At 49.3% G+C, this 11,924-nt stretch carries 9 protein-coding genes; all 9 read left to right on the top strand.

The window, feature by feature from the left end; genetic code table 11:
* Window positions 1-150: 150 nt before the first annotated feature.
* The 9 genes from bioF to csy2 all read left to right on the top strand — a co-directional run bounded on the left by bioF (window position 151) and on the right by csy2 (window position 11,809).
* Window positions 151-1,302 carry an 8-amino-7-oxononanoate synthase gene (bioF, locus tag ACFQ1C_RS13430; RefSeq protein ID WP_379559160.1) on the top strand — a complete coding sequence of 384 codons (1,152 nt, stop codon included), beginning with the start codon at window positions 151-153 and terminating at the stop codon, window positions 1,300-1,302.
* 250 nt (window positions 1,303-1,552) lie between these two features.
* Window positions 1,553-2,371 (top strand): malonyl-ACP O-methyltransferase BioC, encoded by an 819-nt coding sequence (gene bioC / locus ACFQ1C_RS13425; RefSeq protein WP_379559158.1) that lies wholly within the window; start codon window positions 1,553-1,555, stop codon window positions 2,369-2,371.
* Window positions 2,364-3,050 carry a dethiobiotin synthase gene (gene bioD / locus ACFQ1C_RS13420; protein WP_379559156.1) on the top strand — a complete coding sequence of 229 codons (687 nt, stop codon included), beginning with the start codon at window positions 2,364-2,366 and terminating at the stop codon, window positions 3,048-3,050. The genes bioC and bioD overlap by 8 nt, the downstream gene beginning before the upstream one ends.
* A gap of 73 nt (window positions 3,051-3,123) precedes the next feature.
* Window positions 3,124-3,996 carry a protease HtpX gene (gene htpX / locus ACFQ1C_RS13415; protein ID WP_379559154.1) on the top strand — a complete coding sequence of 291 codons (873 nt, stop codon included), beginning with the start codon at window positions 3,124-3,126 and terminating at the stop codon, window positions 3,994-3,996.
* A gap of 229 nt (window positions 3,997-4,225) precedes the next feature.
* Entirely contained in the window at window positions 4,226-5,065 is an 840-nt protein-coding gene (locus ACFQ1C_RS13410; protein ID WP_379559152.1) for a WYL domain-containing protein, read from the top strand.
* A gap of 106 nt (window positions 5,066-5,171) precedes the next feature.
* The gene (gene cas1f / locus ACFQ1C_RS13405; RefSeq protein WP_379559150.1) at window positions 5,172-6,149 is read left to right on the top strand and encodes a type I-F CRISPR-associated endonuclease Cas1f; all 978 of its coding nucleotides are present in this window, start codon (window positions 5,172-5,174) and stop codon (window positions 6,147-6,149) included.
* Window positions 6,146-9,538, top strand: a complete 3,393-nt coding sequence (gene cas3f / locus ACFQ1C_RS13400; RefSeq protein WP_379559148.1) for a type I-F CRISPR-associated helicase Cas3f — start codon at window positions 6,146-6,148, stop codon at window positions 9,536-9,538. The genes cas1f and cas3f overlap by 4 nt, the downstream gene beginning before the upstream one ends.
* Window positions 9,539-9,599: 61 nt before the next feature.
* Window positions 9,600-10,865 (top strand): type I-F CRISPR-associated protein Csy1, encoded by a 1,266-nt coding sequence (gene csy1, locus ACFQ1C_RS13395; protein WP_379559146.1) that lies wholly within the window; start codon window positions 9,600-9,602, stop codon window positions 10,863-10,865.
* Window positions 10,862-11,809, top strand: coding sequence for a type I-F CRISPR-associated protein Csy2 (gene csy2 / locus ACFQ1C_RS13390; protein WP_379559144.1), 948 nt, complete (start codon window positions 10,862-10,864; stop codon window positions 11,807-11,809). The genes csy1 and csy2 overlap by 4 nt, the downstream gene beginning before the upstream one ends.
* Window positions 11,810-11,924: the final 115 nt, after the last annotated feature.

Here is an 11,924-nt window from a genome sequence, read left to right as displayed (position 1 = left end):
AACGGCTTCCCCAGTAACTGTTAAATACTCTATCAATTCATCTGACTTAAACATACAAGGGTCGAATTTATTCGACCGCTTTAAGCTTAGGCTCTGGCATTTTTTGTTTGTCTGACAGCTTAAGGCTTATAGCTTACAGCTGAGGTATTTATGCCCTTTAATTTAAGCCTTGCCGAGCGGGAAGCGTCGGGCTTGCGGCGTCGGTTACCCGCCATAGATCGGGTGACGGGTCGCCAGTTATTTAGCGCAGGCAAGTGCTATTTAAACTTTGCAGGTAATGACTATTTAGGCTTAAGCCAAGCGCCTGAGCTAATTAATGCCGCCGCTGCCGCCGCCCGCGAGTTTGGCGTGGGTGCGGTGGCGTCGCCGTTGGTGGTCGGGCATCAGAGTATTCATCGGCAACTAGAAAGTGAGCTGGCCGACTGGTTAGGGCTGGAGGCGGTGCTGCTATTTAGCTCGGGCTTTTCTGCCAATCAGGCATTAATCAAAGCCTTGCTCACCAAAGAACACCTATTGTGGCAAGACAAACTCAACCATGCCTCGCTGCAAGAAGCGGGCATGTTAAGCCCTGCACGACAGCTGCGTTTTACCCATAACGACATGGCCCAGCTTGCCGCCAAGCTTAAACCGCAAAGCGGTCTCATTGTGTCGGAGGGTGTGTTTAGCATGGACGGTGACCAAGGTGATTGGCATGGCTTAACCACGCTTGCCGAGCAAAGCGGTAACTGGTTGATGATTGACGATGCCCACGGCTTAGGCGTGTTGGGCCAACAAGGCCGTGGCACCTTAAGCGAACAAGGCATTGCGGCCGATAAAGTGCACATTACCATGGGCACCTTTGGCAAAGCGTTGGGCGTAAGTGGCGCCTTTATTGGTGGCAGTCGGGCGTTAATTGATTACTTACATAATCATGCCCGCAGCTATGTCTACAGCACTCATTTACCGCCCCCGCAAGCCGCCGCCATTTTAGCGGCCGTACGCGTGGTGCAAACGGCGGACGACAAGCGCGAGCAGTTACAGCAGCGCATCAATCAGTTTCGCCAAGGGGCGGCGCTGTTGCCTTTTACTTTGCTGCCATCTAACACCGCGATTCAGCCACTTCTGGTCGGTGAAAAGTTAGGCGACGAGCAGAGCACCATGCAGATCGCCGCACGTTTGCGTGAGTTAGGCTGCTGGGTGGGCGCCATTCGGCCACCCACAGTGCCCAAAGGCTCGGCCCGGCTACGCATTACCTTAAGCGCCGCCCACAGCAAAGCGGACATCACCGCCTTACTTACAGCCTTACAACAAGCGATTAATTAAAGCCAGACACGATACTTTGTAGTCTGGCGCTTTAGCTGCAGGCTCCGGGTTAGCAGGATAGTTTTAAACCTATTTCTGCCACGGAATACACGGAACCGCACGGAAAATGCAAGCCAAAAAAAGATACAGTTTGTGCTTACTATAAGATCTTAACCAATAAAATATTTTCTCTTATTAGTATTTTTCTTCGTCCGTGTATTTCCGTGTATTCCGTGGCAAAAAATCATTAGTCTTTAAGAGCGTTTTTGTCATGAAATACACAAATCTGATGTTGAAAAGTGACTCACCGATTAACTCATTATCAATCAGCTCTTCACCTCTTATAAACAAGCAAAAAGTGGCCAGCGCTTTTAGCCGGGCCGCCCACAGTTACGAACAGCATAATGAACTGCAGCAACGCAGCGGTAACGCCTTGCTACGCTGGCTTCCTGAGCAAGCCGAGTGGGGGCTAGACTTAGGCTGTGGCAGCGGTTGGTTTGCGCCCGCACTTAAGCAAAAAACCAAGCAACTGCTGGCGCTAGACTTATCTCCCGCCATGCTGCAACAAGCGCAGCGCAAAGCCAAGATTGTGCCCATTTGTGCCGATATGGACACACAACCACTGGCCGAACACAGCCTAGACTGGATATTCGCTAACCTTTGCCTGCAATGGAGTAGCGACCCTGCAGCTTGGTTGGTTGGCTGGAGCCAACGACTCAAACCCGGTGGCGTATTAGTGTTTGCCACCTTAATTGACGCCAGCCTTCATGAGCTGGCTCATTGTTGGCAAAGCCAAGGGCAACCCAGCCCCGTTAATCATTTTATTACCCAACAGCGGCTAGAGCAGTATCTAGCGGCGACGGGGCGGCGCTGGCAATGTCAAACGGCCACCGAACAACTTACGTATCCTAACTTAAAGGCGCTGCTGCTCGATCTAAAAGGCATTGGTGCCAATCGCGTCAATAACGCGGGCCGTGCAGGCTTAATGGGCAAGCATACCTGGCAACAACTCAATCTCACCTATCCTGTTAATAAACAAGGCCGTTGTGTGGCCACTTATCAGCTAGCGTATGGAGTAATTTATGGCTAAATCATTTTTTATTACGGGTACCGACACCGATGTTGGTAAAACCTTGGTCACTCAAGCACTTATGCAAGCTACCCACGACTTAGGGCACAAGGTACTAGGCTATAAGCCCGTGGCGTCTGGTTGCAAACTGATTGACGGCGAATTAAAAAATAGCGATGCCTTAACCCTGCAGGCCGCATCTTCCATCGCTTTGCCCTATGCCATGCACAACCCTTATGCCTTTGCGCCCGCCATTGCTCCGCACATCGCGGCGGCGCAAGCGAGAGAGAACATTAGCCTTAGTCATCTCAGCGAAGGGCTGGCACGGCTGCAAGCCACCGCTGCAGACTATATTTTTGTTGAAGGGGCAGGGGGCTGGCGCTTACCCATTAATGAGCAGCAATATTTATCAGATTGGGTGAAAAAAGAGCATCTTTCGGTGATTTTGGTGGTGGGTGCGCGCTTAGGCTGTATTAATCATGCCTTATTAACACTGGATGCGATTCGTCACGACGGCTTAGTGGTGGTCGGTTGGGTGCTTAATCAGGTGGATCCTAATATGAGCCATTACCAAGCCAATGCCGAAGCATTAAAACAGCGCATTAAGGCACCGTTGTTAGGCGAGATTCCTTGGCTGGGATCCGAAGCCGACAACAGCATCCATAACTTTATTGATATTGCGCCTTTACTTAATAAATAAGGCATAATCTGCACCTTGAATTTAGCGTAATCGGGCACACTATGTCTGAATACATTTTGATTAAGGAACATTGATGAAGCGCATTTTGTTGTTTATTGCTACCAACTTGGCCGTGGTGTTAGTGCTGGGCGTGGTGTTGAACATCGTGTTTTCGATGCTCGGTATCAACCGTAACAGCATTGGCGGTTTGTTGGTTTTTTGTGCCGTATTTGGTTTTGGCGGTGCCTTTATTTCACTGCTTATTTCTAAGTGGATGGCCAAGCGAGCCTATAACGTACAAGTTATAGAACAGCCACGAAACGAAGTTGAACACTGGCTGCTTGCCACAGTAACGCGCCAGGCAAAGCAAGCCGGTATCGGCATGCCAGAAGTGGGTATTTATAACTCACCGGACATGAACGCCTTTGCCACCGGCGCCAGCCGCAACAGCTCGCTAGTTGCAGTATCATCCGGCCTAATGAACAGCATGAGCCGCGACGAAGCCGAAGCGGTATTAGCCCACGAAATTAGCCACATCGCCAACGGCGACATGGTCACCATGACCCTGTTGCAAGGCGTGGTAAACACCTTCGTAATGTTCTTTGCCCGTATAATTGCCAACTTAATCAGCAACGCCATGAACCGAGGCAACGAGCAAGGCGGCGGCTTAGGCGGCATGGCTTATTTTGGTGTGGTCATGGTATTGGAATTAGTGTTTGGCATGCTGGCATCCATAATCGTGATGTGGTTTAGCCGCTACCGCGAATACCGTGCCGACGAAGGCTCGGCCCGCTTGGTCGGCAAAGAGAAAATGATTGCCGCACTACAGCGTTTAGGCCAAGGCTCACAAGCTGAATTAGACGGCTCATTAGCCGCCTTTGGTATTAACGGCAGAGGCAAGAGCGAGCTGTTTATGAGCCACCCGCCATTAGAAAAACGCATTCAAAGCCTGCGCGAAATGAATTAAGCCTATACACACGGCTGTACGCCATACGTTTTACGCTGTAAGTAAAAAACACCGCCTTTTGTAGGGGCGGTGTTTTTGTTTGTGTGTGCTTGATGGCTAAATCATGCAAAATTGACCAGCGGCTGTGGTTTTATAGAAGACAGCGCTAGCCTAAAAATTAAATAAATTTGAACCTAAGCTACTTTTTTGCTTTAAATGGCGGTTATAAATAAAAATAAAGCAGCACACCATGATAAAAAGCACACTCGAACGCCGCTTTTGGCTAATTGAATTATTAGCCAATTGGGAAGGCCGTATTACCTGCGGCCACTTGCAGCATTATTTTCGGCTAGGCCGACAACAAGCCAGCAAAGTGATTAATCAATATCAGGATGCATATCCTGAGCAATTAATCTATTGTGCCTCCGCCAAAAGCTATTTACCCACCCCTCAATTTAATCCTGAGTTCATCAGTTTTGATGTGGCCGAATACCTGAACTGGGTAAGTGGGCAAAGCACACACCTGCCACAGGCAGACGATAAATATCAACTGGCGCATGCCATTCTTGTCCCACCTGCGCGTAATGTTAGCCCGCATATTATGCGGCCCTTAGTGCACTCCATGCGCCAGAGCGAACGGCTAGAAGTCGACTACGGCGCCGTAACTCATCCAGATAGAAGTGGCCGCATTATCGTGCCCATTCGCTTCGTCAACACCGGCCGTCGTTGGCACCTGCGCGCTTGGTGCGAAAAAGCCCAAGCCTATCGTGACTTTGTGTTGAGCCGTCTACACGGCACACCCACCACTGAAGGTAAATACCTTAGTGTACTGCCGGCGGACACCGCCTGGGAAACGGAGATCACCCTGCGCATTAAACCGGATCCCCGCTTAAGCGAGGCACAGCAAGCGGCGCTTATTCACGACTACGGCATGCATAATGGTGAATTACAGCTGCCCACTCGCGCTGCACTCGCCCATTATTTATTACAAGAAATGCAGATAAATATAAAAATGCTCGACGGTAATCCCGCCGCCCAGCAATTAATTTTAGTCAATCAAGATGAAATAAAATCCTGGCTGTTTACTTGACCCTCGATAACATGTCGCATCAGACGACATGTTTATATGTACAGTGTTGGCCAGAGTGCGATAAAAGGGGAGAGTAGGGTGATGCACCAAAATAAGGAAACACCAAATGGATGATTTTTCACCATCAGACTTGAAAGCAATTTTGCACTCCAAGCGCGCCAACCTGTTTTATCTGGAATATTGCCGGGTAATGCAAAAAGATGGACGTGTGCTTTATCTGACTGATGCAGAAAAAGAAAATCTTTACTACAACATTCCCATCGCCAACACCACAGTGCTGTTATTGGGCAATGGCACTTCTATTACGCAAGCGGCCATACGGATGCTCGCACAAGCAGGTGTGCTGGTCGGTTTTTGCGGTGGCGGTGGCACACCGCTTTATATGGGGAGTGAAGTTGAGTGGCTAACTCCTCAAGGTGAATATAGACCCACCGAATATCTGCAGGGTTGGCTTAGCTTTTGGTTTGATGACAGTCAGCGCCTAAAAGCCGCGCAGCAATTTCAGCAGGCTCGTATCGATTTTTTACGACAAGTTTGGCAAAAAGACCGAGATTTGAAGGTAGAAGGTTTTGACTTCAACGACAGCCAGATCCAGAAAGCGCTGGATACCTTTTATACCCGCACCGCTGCTGCGACCAAATCCGCAGACCTGCTGCTGACGGAAGCCCAGCTAACCAAAACCCTCTATAAATACGCTGCTCAAACTACTGGGCAGAGTGGCTTTACTCGTCAGCATCAGTCGGTGGATAAAGCCAATGACTTTCTTAATCACGGCAACTATTTGGCATACGGCTTAGCGGCCTGCTGCCTGTGGGTGTTAGGAATTCCTCATGGCTTTGCCGTTATGCACGGGAAAACCCGCCGCGGTGCACTCGTGTTTGATGTGGCTGATTTGATTAAAGATGCACTGGTGTTACCTTGGGCCTTTGTCTGTGCCAAAGAAAACGCCACCGAGCAGGAATTTCGCCAACAGGTATTACAAGCCTTTACCGATCATAAGGCACTGGATTTTATGTTTGATACCGTTAAAGCCATCGCTCTGCAAGGCAAAGCAACTGAAGAAACTGAGGAGCAAGCACTATGATGGTGATCTTTGTTTCTCAGTGCGAAAAGAAAGCCTTGCCTAGAACGCGTCGCGTGTTGGATGTATTTGCCAATCGTATTGGCGATAACACTTGGCAAACGCTGATCACCGAAGACGGCTTATTGACAGTGCAAAAAATGTTGCGCCAAACTGCCAGTAAAAGTTCGGCCATTAGCTGTCATCAAATACGCTCCCGGTCGCGTAGCCAGCTGCGCTGGATTGTGGGTAATAAAAAGAAGTTTAATGCCGAAGGTATCGTAGCGGTCAACAGCACCGAGCAAGATTTATTGAACAACGACGCCGATCAAAATTGGAAATATCTGCCGCTGATCAAAGCCTTCACCGGGCTGGCGGCGTTATTACACGATTGGGGAAAGGCTACCAAGTTGTTTCAAGATAAACTCAACCCGCAATCAAAAAACAGCTTTAAGGGCGACCCGTTGCGTCATGAGTGGATCTCCAGCCTGCTGCTGATGGCGTTGATCCAATCCGGAAAAACGCCAGAGCAAGATAGCAGCTGGCTTGAACCGCTACTGGAGCAGTCGATCGATGAACAACAATTAGCAGCGGCCATTCCCGTGTTATCGCAAGAGCATACGCCGTTCAATAAGCTGCCGGATGCCGCCGCCGTTTTGTTATGGCTGGTGCTGTCTCATCATCGGCTGCCCAAGCCCGACAGCAAAGATAAATTTGGCGACAAAACTAACCAGACTCCGCAGCAATTACTAGCACGGCTCAGCCAGCAGTGGGGCTATGAAAACCGGTTTGATGAGGCTGAATTTAAGAAACGGCTACCAGATTGCTTTGATTTTCCCCAAGGTTTGTTATCAGACTCTGCTCGCTGGATGCAGGCACTCAGTCATAGAGCCCGACAACTGCAAGCGCATTTGCCGCTATTTGCCGATGCCATAAAAGACGGCAGCTGGCGCACTATTGCTCATCATGCACGGCTTTGCCTTATGGTGGGGGATCACTATTACTCGTCACAAGCTCAGGCGGCCAATTGGCCGAATACGGTTAACTTGTTCGCCAATACTCATCGCGATGGCCCAGAGCAAGGGCAATTTAAACAACAGCTAGACGAACACCTCGTCAATGTGGCCAACGTCGCTGTTAATGCTTGTCGCATGTTGCCGCGCTTTGAACGAGATACTCCAAAAGCAGAGGTTGTTCAACAGCTCAAGTTGTCTAAAAACTTACCCCCAGCAATCAAGAAACAGTTTGGCTGGCAAGATAAGGCGGTGACGGCCATTAAAGAATACCGACAAGAAAATGACGATAAAATCGGCGGGTATTTTATTGTCAATATGGCCAGCACTGGGCGCGGTAAAACCTTGGCTAACGCCAAAATCATGCAGGCCCTGTCGGATGATCAGCAAAGCCTGCGCTTTATTCTGGCGCTAGGGTTGAGAACCTTGACCTTGCAAACCGGCGATGAATATCGTGATCGTATTGGTTTGGCAGACGATGAGCTAGCGGTGTTGATCGGCTCAAAAGCGATTTTAGAGCTGCATCAGAGTTCTGCTGAACCGTTAGAGAAAGAAGATCAGCCGTCTGAAGAGGAAGACTCCGGCTCAGAGTCTTGCGAGCCCTTGATGGATAAGCAGGAAGACGTGATCGGTTATGCCGGTGATGAACGTTGGCAAAACCTGCTGCCGGAAGAAGAGTTAACCACGGTGCTCACCGGACGGAAAGAGCGTGCCTTGCTCTATGCGCCCGTGCTGGCCTGCACCATAGACCATATTATGGCTGCCACCGAAACTACTCGCGGTGGGCGTTATATCCTGCCCAGCCTGCGTTTGATGTCATCAGACTTGGTGATCGACGAGATTGATGACTTTACCGGAGAAGACCTGGTAGCTATTGGCCGACTGATCTATCTAGCGGGCATGCTTGGGCGCAAAGTCATGATTTCTTCGGCGACCATTCCGCCAGATTTAGCCCTCGGTTATTTTACCGCTTACCAAAAAGGATGGGCGCTGTTTGCCGCTAGCCGCCATCAACACAGTCAAGTTGCCTGCGGCTGGACCGATGAATTTAAAACCCAGCTGGTTACCGTCAATTTTGGCGAGGCGGCCACGGCCAACTATCAAGCTGCTCATCATACTTTCGTAGAAAAGCGGGTAACCAAACTACGCGCCGAGCCGGTTAAACGTCGTGCAGAGATAGTCCCTTTGCCCGAGCCCGTGGCAGGTGACACCCATGAGTCGAGCTATTTTTCGACTATTCAGCAAGCAGTGCTTGCCAAGCATCATCAGCATCACGATCAGGATAAGAAAACCGGCCGCAACGTCTCTTTTGGTGTGGTGCGTTGCGCCAACATTTTACCGTGCGTGACGCTGACTGAATATTTGTTAGATGCCTCATGGCCAGAGGACGTGACCGTAAGAGTAATGGCCTATCACAGCCAACAGGTACTTTTATTACGTCACGCTCAAGAGCAGCATTTGGATCAGGCATTAAAACGCAAAGTTCCAGTCAATGATCCTGAAGGCGTTTTTCATCATCCCGTTATCCGCCAACATTTGGATGGTAATGACAGCAAACAGCTGATTTTTATATTGGTTGCCACACCTGTAGAAGAAGTAGGGCGCGATCATGACTTTGACTGGGCGGTCGTGGAACCTTCTTCTTTTCGCTCTATTATCCAATTGGCCGGACGAGTGCGCCGACATCGCGACACTGACACGGATAACGAAACGCCCAATATGGGGTTATTACAGTTCAATTTGAAAGGCTATCGGGGTGAGAAGAAAGACGTCTTTAGCCGACCGGGTTATGAGCAAAATAATTGGCAGCTACAGCCATCCAAGAGTTTGAATGACGTACTGGATAGTAAAACGTTGCAGCGTGGCATTGATGCCGTGCCGCGAATTATTAAGGATGACTCATTACCTTCTAAGAAGCTGGCGGCACTGGAGCATTTTGTTATTAGCCGCACTTTGGGTTGCCATTACCTGACGGGTGAGTCACAAGGTTCTGATCCTGCCAATAGTCCCAAAACTCTTTGGGGTTATACCGATGATTACTGGTGGATGACGGCGCTACCGCAACAATTCAACCGCTTTCGTAACAGTGCGCCTGGGATAAACCTCTATCGGGTCATCAATGAAAAAGGGCCTGTGGCGTTTTATATTTATGACCGAAAAAGTGGCTGGGTTGAGTTTGAGAAATTACTCGGCATCGAACATCAACCGCTAAGTGAACAAAGGACCGAACGACTTTGGCTAGTCCGTGACTACGCGGCGTTAATTGTAGAGCAGAGTGAATTAAGAGACGAAGATGTGGAGCGAACATCTCAGCGACTAGGAGAGATAAGCTTGCAGCATCATAAAGAGGGGAATCGCTATCGGTACAACGATCAGCTGGGATTGGTGAAGGCTAAATAATGGAGTCGCTCCATAAAGAACTACGCATACTTTTATAGTTTAGTGATAAAGGAATATAAACATGCTTGATGCAACGATTGAGGCTTTCTTTAATGAGCGTAAGGACGCTTGGCTAAAGAAAAACCTCAATGCTTCCATGGAAGAGGGTGAGGTGCGAGAACAAGAGCAGGCGTGTGAAGACGTTTTCGCCCTTAAGAACTGGCTTCCTAATGCGGCTAAGCGAGCCGGACAAATTTCTCTGGCAACCCATCCCTGTACCTTTAGTCACCCCAGTGCTCGTAAGAACAAAAATGGCTATGTTAGCTCGATTATCGCCAAGGCTGATCGCGTCGCGGATGGCTTTCTACGCAGTGGCAACTTGCAGGTTGAGCCCGATGCGTTGGGCAATGCGGCGGCACTGGATGTGTACAAATTTCTCACCTTGGTGATGGCGGATGGAGACACCCTGCTTGATCATATTCAACAGGATAGTGAGTTGGCTAAAAATTTACTGGCCCGTGCAGGAGGTAATGCGGATGAGTTAAAAAGTGGTTTTTTAGAGATGGTTGCCGCCAAAGATGAAGCCATTACCAGCTCCAAAATAAAACAGGTTTACTTCCCCGTTGCAGCTGAAGAAAAAGGCTATCACCTGCTGTCAATTTTGAGTCACTCCGGTCATATATTTGAAATGCGCCAGCGACTAGATAAATTGCGCTTTTCAGACGAAACCAAAGCAGCCAGAGAGCTGAAAAGAAACAACCAATTCTCTGCAGCGGGTTATCAGGAGATTTATAACCTGACTACTATCGGTTATGGCGGCACTAAGCCACAAAATATCAGTGTGCTGAATAACCAAAATGCTGGCAAAGCCCACCTGTTGTTGTCTCTGCCTCCCGAGCTCTCTCCCAGAAGTGTACGTTTGCCCACGCGTAACTTTTTTGGCGATGTTTTGTACCCGAAACAGCTGCAGCAGACTTTTGAGGCATTTCATCGGCTGTTAAATGCCGACCACAACAACCAGAAGATCCGCAACGCGCGCGATTATCGTATTCAGGAATATCTCGATCAATTAATCCTGAAAATGTGGCAGGTGCGTCGCGCCTTTGCCGAACAGCCCCATACTCGGCCGGAGCACTTAGTGGCTTACCAAAAACAGTGGCTATTTCCTGAACATGAAGCCGAACGCACCACAGATGTAGCGTGGTTAAATACCGTGATTGACGATGCTGCTCGCCACTTTATTTTTAGTTATCAGAAGGTGGTGGGTAAATCGGCGATTCAGCTTGGAGATACCGAGCTAGAGGCATTTTCTCGCATCATCGAACAGAGCAAGGAGGCGCTGCTATGAGTACCCGTAGACTGCTGGAGTTATCGCACCTCAATATTCATAACGCCAATGCGCTTTCCAGCCCCTACACCATTGGCTTTCCTGCCATGACCGCTTGGCTGGGTTTTGTTCACGCATTAGAGCGCAAACTACAAGCTGCTGGCTACCCCACGCTTGAGTTAGTGGCCACCGCGGTATTCAGCCACCGCTGTGATCTGCAAACCTATCAAGGGCCCGGTGATTTTGTGCACTCCATTATTGGCACCGCTAACCCCTTAGATAAGGACGGCAAACGCTCCGCCTTTATCGAAGAGGCGCGTTGCCATCTCGATGTGAGTTTGCTGATTGAATACCAAGCACAAGATAGTGATGAAGACAGAATGGAACGGCCTGAATTTATCCCGCTGTTAGAACGACTATTAACGCGCATGAAAATGGCGGGTGGCGATCTACTGGGCTTTAACACCCCACAGCTTAAAGCGTTAGATGACAGTGATAATCAAGCCGTGCGCCGCTTGTTACTTAATTTGATGCCGGGCTTTGCCCTAATCGAGCGCCGCGAACTAATGCAGCAAGCGATGGAAGGGGGGGCGGATGCACTGGATGCGTTGCTTGAATATCTCACCATCCACCACAGCTGTGAGCAGGATGATGCCGGCGAAGTGACCTGGCGTAGTCAGCGTAAAGCAGGTCTTGAGGGGGAGAAGCCGGGCTGGATAGTCCCTATAGCCACTGGTTTTCATGGCATCAACCCGCTTGGCATAGCAAAAAACCAGCGCGACCCCGATACCCCGCACCGCTTTGCCGAAAGTGTGGTCACCCTAGGTGAATTCAGAATGGCGCACCGTATACACAGTCTGGATGAGGTGCTGTGGCACTACCACACCGATCTAGACCGCAATCTTTATTTGTGTCAGCAGGCACTACCCACAACAACAGTAATTGATAACGACGGTTTTCAATAAGTTAACTTTAAGAATAAATGGAGCACAACATGGCTAAAGTAAAAGATATTGTAACTATTCAGCTTAGAAATCGAAGTTGAGAAAATTATCCCTTTTCTCAACTATTTCTCAGGAT

Origin of the sequence: Oceanisphaera ostreae (assembly GCF_042676125.1) — a bacterium.
In the GTDB taxonomy this organism is placed as follows: domain Bacteria; phylum Pseudomonadota; class Gammaproteobacteria; order Enterobacterales; family Aeromonadaceae; genus Oceanimonas; species Oceanimonas ostreae.
This window is presented reverse-complemented; position numbering and strand designations above follow the sequence as displayed.